The organism is Hymenobacter sp., assembly GCF_036388155.1.
In the GTDB taxonomy this organism is placed as follows: domain Bacteria; phylum Bacteroidota; class Bacteroidia; order Cytophagales; family Hymenobacteraceae; genus Hymenobacter.
In genome coordinates this window covers 71,153-89,125 of the sequence record NZ_DASVSI010000164.1, presented here as the reverse complement: position 1 = coordinate 89,125, position 17,973 = coordinate 71,153, and the positions used below count along the sequence as shown (strand labels likewise).

Below are 17,973 nucleotides of genomic sequence, written 5' to 3'. Positions count from 1 at the left end.
CTTCGTCCTCACGGTTGAGCTACTGCCCCGAGCGAGATGCCTCGGCTGCGCTCGGCATGACGTTCCTTTTGCTTACGGTCCATTGTTCACTGTTCACTGTTCAATGCTAAACGACGGCGGGCCAGCACGGCGTCGGTGAAGTAGTGGCTGAGGCCGGTGGCCCGGGCCGGGTCGAATAAGGCACTGAGCTCGTCGGGCGAGAGGCAGTGCTGAATTTCGGGCAACTGAAGCAGGTATTCACGCAGGTGCTGGCCCAGGCGCGGCGCCTCCTGGCTGGCCGCTTCGATGAGCTGATGCGCGGCCGTCTTGCCCAGGTGCGGCGTGAGAGCAGCGGTCACGTCTTCGGCGAAAATCAAGCCCTGGGTTAGCTCCAGGTTGTGGCGCATGCGGTCGCGGTCGACTTCCAGGCCACTCAGCAGGTCATGGGCGTGGGCGAGAGCGGCCGCGGTTAGGCGGCAGAGCTCGGGCAGCACTTCCCACTCGGCGTGCCAGGCCCCGGCGGCGCGCTCGTGCTCGTGCTGGCTCAGGCCCGCCAGCAGGGTGTGAACCAGCGCCGGGGTGCGGCCGGCAATGGCTACCAGAAACGTGGCGGTCACGGGGTTGCGCTTGTGCGGCATGGCCGAGGAGCCGCCCTTGCCGGCCGCCGCGGCCTCGTGCACTTCCCCCACTTCGGTTTGCATGAGCAGCACCACGTCGTGGGCCAGCTTGCCCAGGTTGCCGCACACGATGCCAAGCGCGGCGGCCAGGTCCACCAGCCGGTCGCGCTGGCCGTGCCAGGGGAGCATTGGCGCGGGGAGTTGCAGCTCCCCGGCCAATTGGGCAATTACCGCCGGTTCCTGCACTCCCAGGGTCGCCAGCGTGCCCACCGCTCCGCCAAATTGCAGTACCAGCGCCTCGGCCCGCAGGCGGGTCAGGCGTCCCTGAGCGCGCAGCAGGCCATCGAGCCAGCCCGCCACTTTGTAGCCAAAGGTGATGGGGCGGGCCTGTTGCAGCAGGGTCCGGCCCGTCATCAGCGTGTTGCGGTGCGCGGTGGCCAGGGCAGCCAGTAGCTCCAACAAGGGCCGCAATTGCGCCTCCATGAGGTCCAGGGCGGCTTGCAGCTGCAGTACCAGGGCCGTGTCGAGCACGTCCTGGCTGGTGGCGCCGTAATGCACGTATTTGGCGGCTTCGGCATCGAGCCGGGCCACGCGCTGGGTGAGCATTTTCACCAGCGGAATGGCGGGGTTGCCGGCCAGCAGGGTTTGCTGGGCGAGGGCGTCGAGGTCCCAATCCGCGGCTTGGCACACCGTGGCAATAACATCGGCTGCCGCTGCGGGGATGACGCCCACCGTGGCTTCGGCCCGGGCCAGCGCCTGCTCAAACCTCAGCATGGCCCGCACCTGCGCCTCGGCGGCAAACAGCGCGTCGACGGGCGGGTGAGTGAAGACGAGGTGGGAGAGGCCGGGCATGCGCTTGGCTTAGAGGTCAAAAAATACCGTCTCGCCTTCGCCCTGCAGGCGAATATCGAAGCGGTAGCTGGGGCGGCTGAAATCTTCAGTGGCTTGCGCCAGCAGGGTGGCGCGGCGCGCGGCGGGCACGGCGGCCAGCAGCTCGTCCTGGGCGTTGGCCGCCGCTTCGTCGGAGAAGTAGAGCCGCGTGTGCAAGCCCCGCAACGAGCCGCGCATAAACAGCACCACGTTGATGTGCGGGGCTTGCCCGGGCCCAGTGGCACCCGGTTTGATGGTTTCAAACTGAAACCGGGCTCCCGGCTGCGTGCCGGTACCCACTCGCCCGAAGCCGGTGAACGCCGTGCCGTCGTCGTCCTTGGGGCTGATGGGCGCGGTGCGGTAGCGGCCCTGCGCGTCGGCCTGCCAGAGCTCCACCACAGCATCGGGCACGGGGGCCCCCTGGCCATCGAGCACGCGGCCCGTAATCAGGATGTGCTCCCCAGGCGTGGCGGGCCCCAGCAGGGCGTGGCCCACAATGCTGTCGTACGGATAGCCGTACTGCTGAGCCGTCAGGCTGTAAGCAAAGAACGGCCCCACGGTTTGCGAGGGAGTTTGGCGGAGGCGCTCCATTGGTGAAATGGTGAACTTGTGAGGTGGTGGATTTGATGTTTTGACTGCGCGTGTGGCGCAAGTGGCGCAAGAGGAAAGTCAAACTCACCACCCACCAATCCACCAATCCACCACTACTCAAAGGGGGTTTGGTGGCGGCCGTTCAGCACAATGTCGAACTGGTAGGCCAGGGCGAATTCGGGCTCCGTCCAGTCCATGCGGAAGGTGGCGATGAGCAACTCGCGGGCGTGGACGGGCACGGCCTGGAAGATAGGGTCGAATTCAAAAAGCGGGTCGCCGGGGAAGTACATTTGCGTCACCAGGCGGTGCTCCAGCTGGTGGCCCAGCACCGAAAAATGGATGTGGTTCGGCCGCCAGGCGTTGTAGTGGTTGCCCCAGGGGTAAGCCCCCGGCTTGATGGTGTAGAAGGAATACCGGCCTTCTTTATCGGTCAGCACGCGCCCGCCGCCCAGGAAATTGGGGTCGAGCGGGGCATCGTGGACTTCGGCGCGGTGCACGTAGCGCCCAGCGGCGTTGGCCTGCCAGATTTCGAGCAGCACGTTGGGCAACGGCCGGCCGCGGTCATCGAGCACCCGCCCCATCACCTTGATGCGCTCCCCGATGGGCTCGCCGTTCACGCGGGCATTCTTGGTCAGGTCATTGTCGAATTGTTGCAGCACCGACTCCCCAAACACCGGCATGCTCCGGTCCCGAATCAGCTCGCGCACGGGCAGCAGCGCCTGGGTGGGGCTGCGCAGGATGGTCGACTTGTACTCAGGGTAGAGGTGCGGGGGCTGCGTGTCAAAATAGGGGGCATTCATCGTAACTGGCTTAGGGAAAAGGTGCCAAGCAGCACGTCGTAAAAGTAGAGACCACGCAAGTGAGCGACTTAGATATATTCGCTAAGTTATTGGACGGATTAAACCTATATTGCCTCTGCAAACGGCCATCACAATCACTATTGACTGCACCGCGGCCAGTATATTTTGCAGCTTGCTCGCACCGCGGCGAAGCACCTGCTAGGGCGTCCTTAACCCGCTGCTTTCTTCCATGCCCGCCATTCTCAACTTCAACGGCCTGTACGGCGATAACGGCCCGGCCGTGCTGCCCGACTTTGTGCACTGCGAACCGCTCGAAACCCGTAGCCAGCAGTACAATTGGGTTATTCCGGCGCACGTGCACGCCTATTTGTTTCAGGTGTTCTGCATCGAAGAAGGGGAAGGCCGTCTGCTGGTCGAGCAGCGGGAACACACGTTTAGCGGCCCCTGCCTCCTAGTCATCCCCGACAGTACCCTGCACGGCTTTGCCTTCGCCGCCACCATCCGCGGCACCGTGCTGACGCTGTCGGCCGCCTACGTGGAGGCGCTGTTTGGGCCGGCCTCGCCCGTGCGCAGCGGGTTGGACAGTTTGCACATCCTGCCCGGCGCCAACGCGCCCGCTTTGTTCGCGGAGAGCCTGCACATTGTCGCGAAAATCAGGGCAGAGCTGTTTGGAAACATGCCCGCGCGCGAAACCATGGTGCCCGCGCTTTTTACCCTGCTGTTCACCACCATTTTTCGCCTGGCCCACCAGCAAAACGAGCACGGCCTAGTGCAAAACAACCGCAGCCTAGCCCTGTTCCAGGCGTTTCTGAAGCGGGTGAAAGAAGCGCGCCGGCCCCAGAAAACCATCGCCGCCTACGCCGCCGAGCTACGCATCACTCCGGTGCACCTGAACCGCGTGTGCCAAGCCGTGGCCCAGAAAACGGCGGTACGGGTGGTGCAGAGCTACTTTGTGGCCGAGGCGCAGAAGTACTTAGTGCACACCTCCTTCACCATTTCGGAGGTGGCGTATGCGCTCAATTTTGAGGACCCAGCCTATTTCTCCCGGCTGTTTCGTCAGCATAGCGGGCTGTCGCCCAAGCAGTTTCGGCAGGGGCGGGCGGTAACCCAGCAGGAGCTGGCCCGCTAAAGCCCGCTCACTAGGCCCACCAGCGCCTGCAGGGCGGGCGCCACCTTGCGGGTTTTGTACGCCACGGCCTGGTTGATGGCCACCCCGTTGAAGGCCGTGCCGTCGGCGTTAGCCAGGGCCTTGGCCACCACGCCGGGCACCCGGTCGGCGTCGAAGAAGGTGGGCACGAAGGCAATGCCGATGCCCAGGCCCACTAGCCCGCCTAGCAGCTCAATGGAGCTGACTTCCTGCACGATAAAGGACTCGCGGCTGAAACCGGCACGGCGGCACATCAACTCAATCTCCTCGAAAACGGTGTGCAGCGACTTATTGATTTCTATCCACTTTTCGCCCTTCAGCTCATCGAGCGTGAGCACGGGGCGGGCGGCCAGCGGGTGGTCCTGCGCCAGGAGCACCTTGAGGGTGCCGGCCCGGAACGAGGCCGCCGCCAGCTCGGGGTGCTGCAACGGCAAGAGCGTGGCGCCCAGCTCAATGGTTTCGTCGAGCAGGGCGTCCTGCACGGCCAGAAAGGTGGGGAATTCCACAATTTTCAACTCGGTTTCGGGAACGTGGCTGGCGAACAGCTTCACGATTTCCATGATGCGCTCCCGAATCATTGTCTTGTACACGCCCAGCCGCACGGTGGTTTGCTGCAGGCCGATGCGGCGGGCATTTTCCACGGCGCGCTCGCTGAGCTGCAAGATGCGCCGGGCCTCCACCAGGAAAACCGTGCCGGCCTCGGTGAGCTCGGTCCGGTGCTGCTGGGTGCGCCGAATGCCCACGAACAGGTCAACCCCAATCTCGTGTTCCAGCAGTTTAATCTGTTGGCTAAGCGCGGGTTGCGAAACACAGAGCCGAAGAGCCGCTTTGCCAAAGTGCAGCTCCTCGGCTACGCCCACGAAGTATTTCAGCTGCCGCAGTTCCATGTGAAAAGTAGTGCTTGTGGTAAGTGGCCGGCGCGGCTCGTAGCGTGGACTTTGCGGGTCCGCGCCTGGGCGAACATCCCGCAAAGCGCGGACTCGCAAAGTCCACGCTACAATTCGTTAGGCTCCTCTCTCCTGGGGAGAGCGGCTGGGGGTGAAGTCCAATTGCGGAGCGCAACCAAGCCGCTCGAATGCATTCAACAACCCTTAAGCCGGCTGTACCGCCAGCGCCGGCTCAGCTGCCAAAATGCTGGCTTGGTTGGCCGCGAGGGCCGTGCGGTAGGGCTGCATGGCGGCCAGGAAAAAGCCGGTGCCCAGCAGGCCGCCCACCACCAACAGCAGCGTGAGGGAATAGCGAATCGCGCCTTCGTCGTGAAACAGGTAGTCAGTGAACAAGGCCACCAGCAGGGGGCCCAGGCCCAGGCCCACGAGGTTGAGGATGAACAGGAAGATGGACGAGGCCAGCGCCCGCACCTGATTGGGCATGATTTCCTGAATGGCGGCCGTGGCGGCCCCCATCGGCATGGCTAGCAGAAACGACGGAAACACCAGGGCCAGCAGCACCACCTGCGGGTTGGGCAGCAGCGGAATGAACACGGACAGGATGCAGCCCACGCTCGTAATCAGGCCAATACGCAGCCGGCCGTTGGCCACGCCTTTTTTGGTGAGGTAGTCGGCGTACCAGCCCCCAAACAGCACCCCGGCAATGGACGAGCCCACCAGCACCAGCCCGAAACTGACGCCCGCCCGCGGGATGCTCCAGCCGAAGGTGCGCACAAAGTACGTGGGCATCCAGGCCGTGAGCCCGTAGCTGACCATGGCCGTGCAGGCAATGCCGAAACAGATGAACAAGTAGGCCCGGCGGTGCGCAAACACCAGGCGCAGCGACTCGGCCAGGCTGGGGTGGGCAGCCGTGCCGTGGGCTTGCAGCAACCCCCGGCGGGCCGGCTCGCGCACGGCCAGCATCAGCAGGGCCACGACCAGGCCCGGCAGGCCCACGTAGAAGAAAACGACCTGCCACGGAAATACGTCGCCGAACAGCGGCACGTGGCGCAGCCCCTCGGTGGGCATGCGGGCGATGAGGCCGGCGCCCACCACCAACGCCAGCCCCGAGCCCAGAAAAATGCCCATGGTGAAGACGCTCATGGCCAGGGCCAGGCGCTTTTTGGGGAAATAATCGGCGATAATCGAGTAGGCCGAAGGCGACAGCGTGGCCTCGCCGACCCCAACGCCCATGCGGGCAAAAAAGAACTGCGCATAAGTCCGCACGCCGCCGCAGAGGGCCGTCATCACGCTCCAGACCACAATGCCGCCCACAATGAGGTTGCGCCGGCTGTAGCGGTCGGCCAGCCGACCGATGAACATCCCAAAAATGGTGTAAAACACCGCAAAGCTCAAGCCCAGCAGCAGGCTCACCTGGGTATCGGACAGGTGCAGGTCGTGCTTAATGGGCTTGACGAGCAAGCTCAGAATCTGCCGGTCAATGAACGACGACACGTTGGCCAGCGTCAGCAGCAGGACAACGAACCAGGCGTAGCGGGGGGAAGGCTGGGGGCTCATGGAATTTGGTGCTTGGTTGTTGGTGCTTGGTGGAAGAACGGTCATGCTGAGCTTGTCGAAGCATCTCTACCGCAGCAGTAATCAAGCTGAACTAACGAAGCGGTAGAGATGCTTCGACAAGCTCAGCATGACCGTTCTTATCAAGCATGACCGTTTTTAATTTATTATAAACCAGAGTGCTCAGCTGCTACTCGCCCACAAAAGCGACGGCCCGGGTCCAGCCGGCGCTGCCTCCCTGCACCTTCACCGGAAAGGCGCTGATGTTGAAGCCGGTTTTGGGCAGCAGATTGAGGTTAGCAAGCTTCTCAATTTGGCAGTATTCGTGCTCGCGGCCCACTAGGTGGGCGGCAAACAACACCCCCGCGCGCGGGTTGCTTTTGTAGTCGGCGGCCTGGTATTTCATCGGAATGTCCCAGCCCCAGGTGTCAATGCCCATCACCTTGATGCCCTGCCCGATGAGCCAGCGCGTGGCCTCGGCCGACACGCCGGGGCCCGAGCGGGCGTAGGCCGGGTCGAACATTTTCTTGTCGGTGCCGGTGTGAATCAGCACGATGTCGAAAGGCTTGAGTTGGTAGTCCAGGAGGTCCAGGGCGCCTTCCAGGTCGGCCACCGTGAGGGCGTAGCCATCAGGCTGGTCGAGGAAGTCCAGCACCACACCCGCGCCAAAAAACCACTCCAGCGGTAGTTGGTCGATGGTGCGGGCCGGCCGCCCCTCCGACGTGGGCCAGTAGTGCCAGGGCGCGTCGACGTGGGTGCCCGCGTGGCCGGTGAGGGTGAGGGTTTCGCCGGCCAGGGCGCGGCCGCCCTCAAAATCGCCGGGCTCGACGCCCGCCATGCGGGCCATCATGCCCACACTGGCTTCGTGGTTTTCGTAGGTGATGGCGAAGGGCAGCGGGTCTTTGATGTCGCGGCCCAAAGGCACCGAAAGGTCTATGAATTTCATCGGAATGCAGGTTGGAATATTGGTGGTTGTGTGGGGTTTGTCGCTCTTCGCGGAACCTCACCCCCTACACAATGGGCGTGGTCAACTTGCCCAGGCCCGTGATTTCCAGCTCCACCACGTCGCCGTGTTCCAGCCAGCGGTGGGTTTCGGGACCTAGTTCCATGAGGCAGCCCCAGCCCACGGTGCCCGAGCCGATAACGTCACCGGGATACAGCGTCACGTCTTCCGAAGCGCGGGCCAGCATCTGGCCGAAGGTGTAGTGCACGGTGCGGAAGTTGCCATCCGAGAGCAGGCGGCCGTTCACGGTGGCGGTCATGCGCAGGTCGTGGCGGTCGTCGGGGGTAGCGTAGGCGGCCAACTCGTCGGGGGTGGCGATGTAGGGCCCCAGGCTGGTGGCGAAGTCTTTGCCCTTGGCGGGGCCCAGCATCACGCGCATCTCCTGGGCCTGCAGGTCGCGGGCGGTCCAGTCGTTGAGAATGGTGTAGCCCAGGATGTATTCGTGGGCGTTTTCGGGCCGGATGTCGCGGCCTTCCTTGCCGATGACCACGGCCAGCTCCAGCTCGTAGTCGAGGCGCTCGCAGCGGGCCGGGCGGGCCACCGGCTGGCCGGGGCCGGCCATCACGGTGGCGTTGGAGAAGTAGAACACCGGCACCTGGTACCACTCGGGCGGCACGGGGTGGCCGGCGCGCGCCGTGGCGTTCTTAATGTGGGTTTCGAAGGTGAGAAAGTCGCGGAAGCTGGGTGGGTTGGGCAGCGGGGCCAGCAGCTGCACCTCGGCCAGCGGGTAGGTGGCGGGGGCGGCCAGCAGGTGGTGGGCGTCGATGTGCTGGCGGTGCCGGGCGTAGTCGGTGATGAACGTAAGCATGTCGGCGGGGAGGGCGCCCTGGCTGGCGGCGTGCATGTCAACCACGCCGTCGGGTAGCAGCCAGCCGGCCCGCGCATGCCCGGCGGGGTTGCGAAAGGTGATGAGCTTCATCGAAAATCAGAATTTATAAGCGGCCGTGAAGTACAGGGCCCGGGGCAGCACCGAGAGGGTCGAGTACACTTGGGTGGGGTTGGCCTCGCGCATGGCCGGCGTGAAGCCCTGCGTGTCGAGGGCCGCCGGGAAGCCGCCGGGCGCGGCCCAGCTCAGGATGCCGTAGGTGTTGAACACGTTGTTGAGGCTGGCCTGCAGCAGGAAGTGCTTGTTGAGGTTGTAGCCCGCGTTCAGGTCAAACGTGTTGTAGGCCGGCAGCTTAAAAGCGTTGGCCACGTTGGCCCAGCGCGCGCCCATGTGCTGGTACGTCACGGAGGCGTAGAACTTGTCGACGCTGTAAGTGGGCGTGATGGTCAGCATTAGCGGGGCCACGTTGTCGGTGTTGTTGCCCGAAAAATCCACCCGCACGTCGTCGTCCGCGCCGTTGGCGTTGGCCAGGTACACCTGGTAGTCTAGTGCCTTCGAGCGCTGCGCAATGCCCACGGCCCGCAAGCTCAGGTGCGGGGTGAAGGCGTAGTTGGCTTCCACTTCCAGGCCCGCGGTTTCCACTTTCTGGTACACCCGCGGCGGGGCGTAGTAGGTCTGGTCCACGTTCTGAAAAATCTGGAAATTCGGCACGTTGCTCAGCAGCGTATAAAACGGCGTGACGAAGACGTTGAGCTTCTTGCTGCGCACTTTCAGGCCCAGCTCAGCCATCTGCGTGCTCTGGGCCTCCACAGCAATGTTGGAAGTGAGCGACTGGTTGGCGATGTCGAAGAAGAAGCCCAAATCCGGCGACTTGCGGCCCTGCGAGTAGCGCCCGTACAGCGCCAGCCCTTCGCTGAACTTGTAATTGAGGCCCGCCGAGTACGAGAGCGTGGAAATGCTCTTGTCAAAGCCCTGCTCGGGGCTGGAGCCCAGCACGCGGTTATCATAAAGCGTGGTGGCGTTGCCATCCACGCCGGTGGGGCTGTCGGCCTGGCGCACGGGCGTGGTGAGGCGCGACTCGATGGCGTAGTTCTCGAAGCGCAGGCCATAATCGAGGTTCAGCTTATCGGTAAGCGTCCAGTTGTGCCCAAAAAACGCGGCTTTTTGTGTCACCAGGGCGTTGTTGTAGTAGGTGCCGCCGCCGCCGTAGTTGGCCACGCCGTTGGGGTCGGTCAGGTCGAAGGTTTGCCCCGCCAGGTTCGTGTAGTTGATGCCTACCAGCTGCGGCCGGTTCTGGACGGTGCCGAAGCCCTGCGCCAGCGGCAGGGTGTTTTCCCGCTCGGTGCGGGCCTGCGAAAAGTAGCCGCCCAGCGTGAAGCTCATCTTCTCCAGCCGCTTGGTGATGGCGCCTTGGTCGATGATTTCCGAAATGCTGATGTCGTTGTACGACAGCGGATTGTAGAACAGTGAGTTGGGCTGCACCCCCGCCCCCGGCAGGTTCAGGTTGTTGGGAATGAAGCGGATGCCCCCCGGCCCGGCGGGCGGCAGCTGCTGCACCGAGCCGTACGACGCCCCCGTGCCGGGGTTGAAGAAGTTGTACGTGCCGAACCGCCCGGCCATGCCCGCCACGCCGTAAAACGTAATCTGGTCGACCCGCACCGGAAACACAATCTGGGTCGAATTGAGCGTGTTACGCTTCTGGGAGTAGCGCACGTTGTTGGTTAGCGTCCAGCTGTCGTCAAACAGGTCCTGCTCCCAGTTCAGCCCGATGCTTTTGTCGGCGTACAGGCCCACGTTGCGCGAGTCGTAGTCCACGTCGGAGCCGCCCGAAATGGCCCCCGGCACCCGCGCTTGCACCCCCTGAATCAGGGTCGAGCTGCTGCTGTTGAAGCCTTCCACCGGCCTGGGGTCGGCGTAGTCAATGGTCGGGGTTTGCTCGAACTGCGCCGTGCGGTCGTGCAAAAACTTGCCGTAGAGCTTCAGCGAGCCGGTTTTATATTTCTTCAGCACGTTGGCTTTCAGCTGCTGGCCGTAGCTGAGGGGGTAGCCGGGGTACTTCGGCCCGTTGGCGTAGCGGTAGAAGCCGCCCACGTTGAAGGTCAGGTCCTTGGTCGCGTTCAGGGGGCCGCCCACGTTGGCATCCACGCGGTAGTAGGGCTGTCGCACGTTGCCTTCCAGGCCGTAGCGGGTGCGTACCTCGCCGCCAAAGGTTTCGCCGCCGGTCTTGCTGATGTAGTTGAAAATGCCCCCCGGCGCGTTGGCCCCCAGGATGGAAGCCGTGCCGCCGCGCACCGCCTCCACTTTGGCAATGTTGAGGTCGGCGCGCAGGTAGCCGTCGGGTTTCAGGGTGGGGTCGGTGGCGCTGCTGCCCGGCGCGCCCATAATCGGCAGCCCGTCTTCCTGCAGCGACACGTAGTAGAAGCCGCCGCCCACGTTTAGCCCCCGCGTGTACACCGAGCTGTTTACCTCGCCCCGCGAGGCGTTCACGTACACGCCCGGCACGTTGCGCAGCAGGTCGGTGGCGCTGTTGGGCACCACCCGCTCAATCTGCTGGGATGAAATGGACGAGATGGCCACCGAGGCGTCCATGCGCGTGCGCCGGTCAAACACGCCCGTCACCACCACTTCCTCCAGGCTCTTGGTGTCGGGCACGAGCTGCACGTCCACGGCGGTGTTGCCGTCCGTCACCGCTACCTCACGGGCCAGGTAGCCAATGTAGCTGACGACCAGCGTGATGGCACCCTCGTCGGCCACACTCAGACTGAAGGTGCCGTCCGGGTTGGTGGTGGTGCCGTTTGTGGTGCCCTTCACCACCACAGTAGCGCCGGGCAGGGCCACGCCCTGCTGGTCGGTCACTTTGCCCTGCACCGTTCGCTGCACGCGGTGTGCCGCGGGGCGCAAGACGCTGTGAGCGGCAACCGGTGAAACAGCAGCTCCCAGCAGGGCCGCCAGCAGGAAGGAGGGAAGCGAGGGGGCGCGACGGCCTCCGGCGGGCAAGATTGGCTGCATGGAGTTGGGTGGGAGTAGGAGTGGCGCAATTAAGAGCAAACGCGAGCTTGAGTACCAACCGGGTAGTAAGTCCCAAAATCCGCGACGAGGAGCAGATTCTGGTAGGTGCCGGCCCGAATGCCTGGCGGACCTGCCCAAGAAGTCTCCTTGTTTCTGCTGGGTCAAAATTGCGGTGATTATCCACTCACTCACTAGGGCAAAACCAGCCATTGCCATGCAAAATCAATCCAACTGCCGGTATTCAGTGGGTGTGAGCTTGGTCTTGGCTTTAAAGAACCGCCCAAAGTCGCTGGGGTCCTGCTCGCCAATCTTATACGCTATTTCGCTGATGGTCAGCGTACTTTGCTTGAGCAGCACTTTGGCTTCGAGCAGCACCATCTCATCGAGCAAGTCGTGGGCCGATTTTCCGGTCACGGCTTTCACGCACTTGTGCAGGTGGTTGGGCGACACGGCCAGCAGGGCGGCGTACTCGGCCACCAGGTTTTTCTCGCAGATGTGTTGGGCCAGGGCCGTTTTGTAGTGCTGCGTGATGCGCAGGGCCGCGTTTTGCACGCCCTTGTCGGGCGGGGTGGCGTAGCGGCGCACTATCACAAACAAAGCCAGCAAATACACCTGAATCAGGGCATAGCGGTCGGGGCGGTTGCTCAGGTATTCGGCCTCGATGTTGGCGAGCAGCCCTTCTATCTGCGGCAGGGCCTCGGGCTCGATGCGCACCGCGGGGTTGCCGATGAGTTGCAAAAAGCTAAACTCGGTGGTGATGTCGTGCTGAATGAAGCGGTGACGCAGCAACTCGGTGTCGAAGTGGCAGTAGAAGCCCGCTGCGTCGGACGTCATCCGGTCATGGGTGGTAATCTGGTAGGCGGGCAGGAAAAAGAAGGTGTTGGCGTCGATGGCGTGGTGGTCGAGGCCCTTGCTGCGGGCGGTGTGGCCGCGCGTGAGGAACATAAAGTCGTGCACCGTTTTGCGGTGCGGCAGCAGCGGCAGCTTCATGGCATCCTTGAAGCTTTCGACGCGGCTGATGTAGAAATAATTGGACGGCGGCCGCAACGCCTGGGCCTGCGCCGACGACTCAAAAAAGGCCTCCCGAAAATCAAAAGGCCCAAGGGTGGGGATGCCTTCTTTTCTCATAAGAATTTCTTATCAACAAATCGAAAAATACGATGAAAGTTAGCTGATTTTTAACTGGTTATTTGCAGTGGTTCAACGAGACCTCACCCCCTAGCCCCCTCTTTAAAAAAGAGGGGAAACTAGCTCTAGTATTAGACTAACTTTTGGAGCTAAAACTAGAAACTAGTCTCCCCTCTCTTTTGGAGAGGGGGCTAGGGGGTGAGGTCTCGTTGAACGAACCCCCAAATCTTCCCCTTTAATCCCACCCGCCATGTCCCTAATCCCCGGCTTGCCCGACACGCTGCACGTTGAAGTTCAGGATAATATCCTGCTGGTCAAACTGAACCGGCCCGATAAGCGCAACGCGTTCAACGACGAACTCATCCGGGGCATCGAGCAAGTGTTTGCGAATGTACCGGCCGGCGTGGGCTGCGCCGTCATTCACGGCGAGGGCAGCCACTTCAGCGCGGGCCTGGACTTATCAGCCCTGACCGAGCGCGACGCGGTGCAGGGCCTGCACCACTCCCGCATGTGGCACCGCGCCCTCGACCAGGTGCAGTTCGGCACGGTGCCGGTGGTGGCCGTGCTGCACGGGGCCTGCGTGGGCGGCGGCCTGGAGCTGGCCAGCGCCTGCCACATTCGGGTGGCCGAGGCCTCCACGTTCTACGCCTTGCCCGAGGGGCAGCGCGGCATTTTCGTGGGCGGTGGCGGCTCAGTGCGGGTGCCCAAGCTCATCGGCCTGGCCCGCATGACCGACATGATGCTGACGGGCCGGGTGTATGGGGCCGAAGAAGGGCTAAGCATCGGCCTGTCGCAGTACCTAGTGGCCGATGGCGCCGGGCTGGACCACGCGCTGGGCCTAGCCAAAAAAGTTGCCTCCAACGCCGGAATGACCAATTACGCGCTCATGCACATCCTGCCCCGCATCGTGGATGCCAGCCAGGAGCAGGGCCTCATGCTGGAGTCGCTGACGGCGGCCATCGCGCAAAACGCACCCGAGGCCAAGGCCCGCCTGCAGGAGTTTCTGGACGGCAAATCCAAAAAAGTAGGGTTATGAAAACTGCTATTTCCGACCTGAAGCACGCGCCCTACCGGCCCGTGGCCACCAGCGTCCCCCCCGTGCAATACACCCAGCGGCCCGATGGCAGCATCTTGCTGCGCTCGACCGAGCCGCTGGCGCCGCACCCCTTGCGCATGACCGAGCGCCTGCTGCACTGGGCCGCACTTGCGCCCGACCGCGTGTTCATCGCCCAGCGCGAAGCCCCGGCTACCGGCAGCAGCCTGGGGCCCTGGCGGCAGCTCACCTACGCCCAAACGCTGGCCCAGGTGCTGCGCATAGCGCACTGGCTGCTTGCCACGGAGGTTTCGCCCGAGCGGCCGGTGGCCATTCTTTCCGAAAACAGCATTGAACACGGGCTGCTGTGTTTGGCGGCGCTACACGTGGGGCTGCCGGTGTCGGTCATCGCCCCGGCGTACGCGCTGCGGTCCACCGATTTTGAGAAGCTGCGGCACGCGCTGACCCTGCTCACGCCCGGGCTGATTTTCGCGGCCGATGGCGCGGCCTACGCCCCGGCCCTGCGGGCGCTGGCGGGCGACACGGCCGTGCTGGTGGTGAACAACCCGCCGGCTGAGCTGCCGAACGTGACGCTGTTTGCCGACGTGTTGCAGTGGCCCGTGGAGAATTTTGAGAAAGTAGAAGCGGCTTTTGAGCGAATTCAACCCGAAACGGTAGCTAAAATCTTGTTTACCTCGGGCTCGACGGGACTGCCGAAGGGCGTGATAAACACCCACGAAAACGTCTGCACCAATTGGCAGCAGATTACCCAGACCTTTCCCTTCATGGAAAACGGCGGGCTGGTGCTGGTCGACTGGCTGCCCTGGAACCACACCTTCGGCGGCAACCACAATTTCGGGCTGGCGCTCTACAACGGCGGCACGCTCTACCTCGACGCGGGCAACCCGACCCCCGCGGGCATTGCCACCACCGTGGCCAACCTGCGCGAGTGCCGCCCCACCATGTACTGCAACGTGCCCAAGGGCTTCGCCGACCTGCTGCCCTACCTGCGGGCCGATGCCGCGCTGCGCGAAAACTTCTTCAGTGAATTAAAGCTGCTTTTCTACGCCGGCGCCGGCCTCCCCCAGCACGTGTGGGATGCGCTGGAAGCGCTGGCGGTGGAAACCATTGGCGAGAAAATTGTGATTTCAACCGGCCTGGGCTGCACCGAATCGAGCCCGTCGGCGCTGTTTTCGGCCAAGGCGGGCGGATTTGCGGGCTTGCTGGGGGTGCCCGTGCCGGCGTTTGAGCTGAAGCTCATCCCCAGTGGCGGCAAGCTGGAAGTGCGCTACCGGGGTCGCAACGTCATGCCCGGCTACTGGCGCAACCCCAGCGCCACAGCCACCGCCTTCGACGAGGAAGGCTTCTACTGCACCGGCGACGCGCTGCGGTTCGTGGACCCCGCCGACCCCAACGCTGGCTTGGTGTTCGACGGCCGCATTGCCGAAGATTTCAAGCTTAACACCGGCACCTGGGTGAGCGTGGGCACGCTGCGAGCCAAGCTCGTCGAGGCCGGCCGCGGCCTGATTACCGACGCCGTCATCACCGGCCACGACCAGGGCTACATCGGGGCCATCGTCTTTGCTGACGTGCCCCACTGCCAGCGCCTGTGCGCGGCCGGAGCCCTGCCCCACGCCGAGCTGGTGCGCCACCCGGCCCTGCTAGCCGCCCTCGATGAGCTGCTGGCCCGCCTCGCCCACACCGATACGGGCAGCGCCAGCTGCGTGCGCAAAGCCGTTTTTGCCGATTTCGTGCCGCAGCTCGACCGGGGCGAAATCACGGACAAAGGCAGCTTGAACCAACGGGCCATTCTGGCAAATTACCCGGAGCTGGTGCGGCGGCTGCACGATGCTGGCTAGTCACCTCGCCCCCTAGCCCCCTCTCCCGCGGAGAGGGGGAACTAGTTTTTAGTTTTAGTCTAGGTTTGGTTTAGAGCTAGAGCTAGTTCCCCTCTCCGCGGGAGAGGGGGCTAGGGGGTGAGGTTCCCCGCGGAGGGCGCCCCATCAGAACATCCAAAATCCCACCCATGCACATCCCCAACCACACCTTCTTCATAACCGGCGGCGCCTCCGGCCTGGGCCTGGCCACGGCCCGCCTGCTCATCGAAGCCGGCGGCAACGCCCTGCTCGCCGACATCAACCCCAGCGCCGGCGCCACTGCCGAAGCCGACCTAGGCCCCCGCGCCAAATTCGTGCTCACCGACGTGACCGACGAAGCCAGCGTGCAAAACGCCATTGCCGTCGCTCAGGCGCAGTTCGGTGGTTTGCACGGGGCCATCAACTGCGCGGGGGTAGGGCCGGCCGAGCGGGTGCTGGGCAAAGCCGGGCCGCACGCACTGGCCAGCTTCACGCGCACGGTTACCATCAATTTGATTGGCACCTTCAACGTGCTGCGGCTGGCCGCGGACGCCCTGCAAGCCAACGAGCCCGGCCCTAGCGGCGAGCGCGGGGTAGTGATTACGACGGCCTCGGTGGCGGCCTTCGACGGGCAGGTGGGGCAGGCGGCCTACGCGGCTTCCAAGGCCGGCATCGTGGGCATGACCTTGCCGGTGGCCCGCGAGCTGGCCCGCTTCGGCATTCGGGTGATGAACATTGCGCCCGGCATTTTTGAAACCCCGCTGCTGGCCAATCTATCCGAGGAAGCGCAAGCCTCGTTGGGGCAGCAGGTGCCGTTTCCGGCCCGGCTGGGCCAGCCCGCCGAGTTTGCCGCACTGGCCCGGCACATCATTGAGAACCAAATGCTCAACGGCGAAACCATCCGGCTGGATGGCGCTATCCGGATGGGCGCGAAGTAGGCAAAAGCGCGACCTTTAGCTTGCCTTGCTTCGAGCTTTGCGAGCCCTGACTTTCAATTTAAAATAATACGAATAAGCTGTTTGAATAATCGTCAGCCCGTCATGCTGAGCTTGTCGAAGCATCTCTACTGCTTTGTTGTAGTAACATTGATTACTGCCACGGGAGAGATGCTTCGACAAGCTCAGCATGACGGGCTGGGATTTGCTTGGCAATGATTAAATAGCTTCAGCTACAACTAAAAACATGGAAGCCACTACCAAACCACTATCCAAATCCGGCCTTGACCTCGACGCGCTTGTGGCCATTGATGTGCACACGCACGCCGAAGTTTCCTGCACGCAGCCGCACGACGACTACCGGCCCGAGCTTGACGAGGCTTTTGCCAAATACTTCAAGTCCGACCACCGGCCCACCATTCAGGAGACGATAGACTACTACCGGCTCCAGAAAATGGCTTTCGTCATGTTCACCATCGACTCGGAGCACCAAACCGGCAAGCGGCGCATCCCCAACGAGGAGATTGCCGAAGCCGCCCTGGCCAATCCCGACGTGATGATTGCCTTCGCCAGCATCGACCCGCACAAGGGCCGCATGGGCGTGCGCGAGGCCAAGCGCCTGATTGACGACTTCGGCGTGAAAGGCTTCAAGTTTCACCCCACGGTGCAGGGCTTTTACCCCAACGACCGCATGGCCTACCAACTCTACGAGGTGATTGCCGCCGCGGGCCTGCCCATGCTGTTTCACTCGGGCCACTCCGGCTTTGGGTCGGGGGTGCGGGGCGGGGGCGGCCTGCGCCTGGAGTACTCCAACCCCATTCACCTCGACGACGTGGCCATCCATTTTCCCGACTCGCCCATCATCATTGCCCACCCCAGCTTTCCCTGGCAAGACGAGGCCCTCTCGGTGTGCCTGCACAAGCCCAACGTATACATCGACCTCTCGGGGTGGTCGCCGAAGTATTTCCCGCCCCAGCTCGTGCAGTACGCCAACACCCAGCTCAAGCACCGCATGCTGTTCGGCACCGATTTCCCCTTGCTAACCCCCGAGCGTTGGCTGAAAGACTTCGAGAACGCAGGCTTCAAAGAAGAAGTGAAACCGCTCATTCTGAAAGAAAACGCCATTCGGATGCTGGGGCTGTAGGCGGCCGGCCCCAGGCGGCCGCTCCCCACAAATGCCTCCAACGCCAAGGGCCCCGGCCGCACGCAACCGTGCAACCGGGGCCCTTGGCCGGTACCGACGGGGCTAGGCCACGGCCAGGCTGCCCAGCTTGGCGGCCCGCTTCGCCGCGACCAGCGACGAGAGCAAGCCCGTCACGCCGCCCACCACCGTGGAGATGCCCACCACGAGGCCCCTGGCAAGCTGCGTGTTTTCGGAAGAAGCCTGCAGGCCCAGTAGGATGGCCAGAACGGGCACGGCAAACAGCAGCCCGATGCCGATGCCCGTGAGCAGCGCCTTGGGGAACCAGGGCGTGCCCGCCGGCAGCGCCGGGGCCAGCGTGCCCGCCTTGCGCTGGGCCGTCATCACGCCAAAGGTGATGATGGTCGTCATCAGCGCCGACATGAACACGCCCGGCACCAGCACCGACACCAGGTTGGGGGTAGCGCCCTTGAGGTTGACCAGCGGGCTGCCGAGCAGCAAGGCGTAGGGCACCACGGTGTTGACCACCAGGTTGCCGAAAGTTGATTTGCGGGCGTTGTCGCGGATAAAATGTTGCATGGCGCAGCGTGAAAACTG

15 protein-coding genes are annotated in these 17,973 nt (G+C 63.5%); 5 read left to right on the top strand and 10 right to left on the bottom strand.

Translation table 11 applies throughout. The annotated features are described in order from the left end of the window. Positions 1-86: 86 nt before the first annotated feature. From pcaB to pcaH, 3 genes are all read right to left on the bottom strand, one after another. Positions 87-1,448, bottom strand: coding sequence for a 3-carboxy-cis,cis-muconate cycloisomerase (pcaB, locus tag VF629_RS23555; RefSeq protein ID WP_331060960.1), 1,362 nt, complete (start codon positions 1,446-1,448; stop codon positions 87-89). A 9-nt stretch (positions 1,449-1,457) separates the two neighbouring features. Beyond that, positions 1,458-2,057 carry a protocatechuate 3,4-dioxygenase subunit alpha gene (gene pcaG / locus VF629_RS23550; protein WP_331060959.1) on the bottom strand — a complete coding sequence of 200 codons (600 nt, stop codon included), beginning with the start codon at positions 2,055-2,057 and terminating at the stop codon, positions 1,458-1,460. Between the two features lie 113 nt (positions 2,058-2,170). Further along, on the bottom strand, positions 2,171-2,857 hold the full coding sequence (gene pcaH / locus VF629_RS23545) for a protocatechuate 3,4-dioxygenase subunit beta (protein ID WP_331060958.1): 687 nt from the start codon (positions 2,855-2,857) through the stop codon (positions 2,171-2,173). Positions 2,858-3,086: 229 nt separating this feature from the next. On the opposite strand from pcaH, the gene VF629_RS23540 reads away from it, so the two are divergent. Next, positions 3,087-3,986, top strand: coding sequence for a helix-turn-helix domain-containing protein (locus tag VF629_RS23540; RefSeq protein ID WP_331060957.1), 900 nt, complete (start codon positions 3,087-3,089; stop codon positions 3,984-3,986). Here VF629_RS23540 and VF629_RS23535 read toward each other — a convergent pair. The 6 genes from VF629_RS23535 to VF629_RS23510 form a co-directional block, all read right to left on the bottom strand. Then, positions 3,983-4,891, bottom strand: a complete 909-nt coding sequence (locus tag VF629_RS23535; RefSeq protein WP_331060956.1) for a LysR family transcriptional regulator — start codon at positions 4,889-4,891, stop codon at positions 3,983-3,985. The genes VF629_RS23540 and VF629_RS23535 overlap by 4 nt on opposite strands. Before the next feature lie 204 nt (positions 4,892-5,095). Further along, positions 5,096-6,493, bottom strand: coding sequence for an MFS transporter (locus VF629_RS23530; protein WP_331060955.1), 1,398 nt, complete (start codon positions 6,491-6,493; stop codon positions 5,096-5,098). A 142-nt stretch (positions 6,494-6,635) separates the two neighbouring features. Next, complete coding sequence (locus VF629_RS23525; RefSeq protein ID WP_331060954.1) at positions 6,636-7,391, bottom strand: cyclase family protein; 756 nt, start codon at positions 7,389-7,391, stop codon at positions 6,636-6,638. 64 nt (positions 7,392-7,455) lie between these two features. Beyond that, complete coding sequence (locus VF629_RS23520) at positions 7,456-8,367, bottom strand: fumarylacetoacetate hydrolase family protein (RefSeq protein ID WP_331060953.1); 912 nt, start codon at positions 8,365-8,367, stop codon at positions 7,456-7,458. A gap of 6 nt (positions 8,368-8,373) precedes the next feature. Then, the gene (locus VF629_RS23515; RefSeq protein ID WP_331060952.1) at positions 8,374-11,283 is read right to left on the bottom strand and encodes a TonB-dependent receptor; all 2,910 of its coding nucleotides are present in this window, start codon (positions 11,281-11,283) and stop codon (positions 8,374-8,376) included. Positions 11,284-11,505: 222 nt separating this feature from the next. Continuing rightward, entirely contained in the window at positions 11,506-12,411 is a 906-nt protein-coding gene (locus VF629_RS23510) for a helix-turn-helix domain-containing protein (protein ID WP_331060951.1), read from the bottom strand. Between the two features lie 250 nt (positions 12,412-12,661). On the opposite strand from VF629_RS23510, the gene VF629_RS23505 reads away from it, so the two are divergent. The 4 genes from VF629_RS23505 to VF629_RS23490 all read left to right on the top strand — a co-directional run bounded on the left by VF629_RS23505 (position 12,662) and on the right by VF629_RS23490 (position 17,379). Continuing rightward, on the top strand, positions 12,662-13,447 hold the full coding sequence (locus tag VF629_RS23505; protein ID WP_331060950.1) for a crotonase/enoyl-CoA hydratase family protein: 786 nt from the start codon (positions 12,662-12,664) through the stop codon (positions 13,445-13,447). Beyond that, entirely contained in the window at positions 13,444-15,303 is a 1,860-nt protein-coding gene (locus tag VF629_RS23500; protein WP_331060949.1) for a feruloyl-CoA synthase, read from the top strand. The genes VF629_RS23505 and VF629_RS23500 overlap by 4 nt, the downstream gene beginning before the upstream one ends. Positions 15,304-15,470: 167 nt before the next feature. Then, the gene (locus VF629_RS23495; protein ID WP_331060948.1) at positions 15,471-16,238 is read left to right on the top strand and encodes a 3-hydroxyacyl-CoA dehydrogenase; all 768 of its coding nucleotides are present in this window, start codon (positions 15,471-15,473) and stop codon (positions 16,236-16,238) included. A 244-nt stretch (positions 16,239-16,482) separates the two neighbouring features. Further along, positions 16,483-17,379 (top strand): amidohydrolase family protein, encoded by an 897-nt coding sequence (locus VF629_RS23490; protein WP_331060947.1) that lies wholly within the window; start codon positions 16,483-16,485, stop codon positions 17,377-17,379. A gap of 102 nt (positions 17,380-17,481) precedes the next feature. Here VF629_RS23490 and VF629_RS23485 read toward each other — a convergent pair whose 3' ends face one another. After that, entirely contained in the window at positions 17,482-17,955 is a 474-nt protein-coding gene (locus tag VF629_RS23485; RefSeq protein WP_331060946.1) for a hypothetical protein, read from the bottom strand. Positions 17,956-17,973 lie beyond the last annotated feature (18 nt).

Coding starts and splice junctions, on each gene's coding strand:
- pcaG (WP_331060959.1), bottom strand. CDS start 2,057: ATGGAGCGCCTCCGCCAAACTCCCTCGCAAACCGTGGGGCCGTTCTTT.
- VF629_RS23505 (WP_331060950.1), top strand. CDS start 12,662: ATGTCCCTAATCCCCGGCTTGCCCGACACGCTGCACGTTGAAGTTCAG.
- VF629_RS23515 (WP_331060952.1), bottom strand. CDS start 11,283: ATGCAGCCAATCTTGCCCGCCGGAGGCCGTCGCGCCCCCTCGCTTCCC.
- VF629_RS23540 (WP_331060957.1), top strand. CDS start 3,087: ATGCCCGCCATTCTCAACTTCAACGGCCTGTACGGCGATAACGGCCCG.
- VF629_RS23525 (WP_331060954.1), bottom strand. CDS start 7,391: ATGAAATTCATAGACCTTTCGGTGCCTTTGGGCCGCGACATCAAAGAC.
- VF629_RS23530 (WP_331060955.1), bottom strand. CDS start 6,493: ATGACCGTTCTTCCACCAAGCACCAACAACCAAGCACCAAATTCCATG.
- VF629_RS23520 (WP_331060953.1), bottom strand. CDS start 8,367: ATGAAGCTCATCACCTTTCGCAACCCCGCCGGGCATGCGCGGGCCGGC.
- pcaH (WP_331060958.1), bottom strand. CDS start 2,857: ATGAATGCCCCCTATTTTGACACGCAGCCCCCGCACCTCTACCCTGAG.
- VF629_RS23510 (WP_331060951.1), bottom strand. CDS start 12,411: ATGAGAAAAGAAGGCATCCCCACCCTTGGGCCTTTTGATTTTCGGGAG.
- VF629_RS23490 (WP_331060947.1), top strand. CDS start 16,483: ATGGAAGCCACTACCAAACCACTATCCAAATCCGGCCTTGACCTCGAC.
- pcaB (WP_331060960.1), bottom strand. CDS start 1,448: ATGCCCGGCCTCTCCCACCTCGTCTTCACTCACCCGCCCGTCGACGCG.
- VF629_RS23500 (WP_331060949.1), top strand. CDS start 13,444: ATGAAAACTGCTATTTCCGACCTGAAGCACGCGCCCTACCGGCCCGTG.
- VF629_RS23535 (WP_331060956.1), bottom strand. CDS start 4,891: ATGGAACTGCGGCAGCTGAAATACTTCGTGGGCGTAGCCGAGGAGCTG.
- VF629_RS23495 (WP_331060948.1), top strand. CDS start 15,471: ATGCACATCCCCAACCACACCTTCTTCATAACCGGCGGCGCCTCCGGC.
- VF629_RS23485 (WP_331060946.1), bottom strand. CDS start 17,955: ATGCAACATTTTATCCGCGACAACGCCCGCAAATCAACTTTCGGCAAC.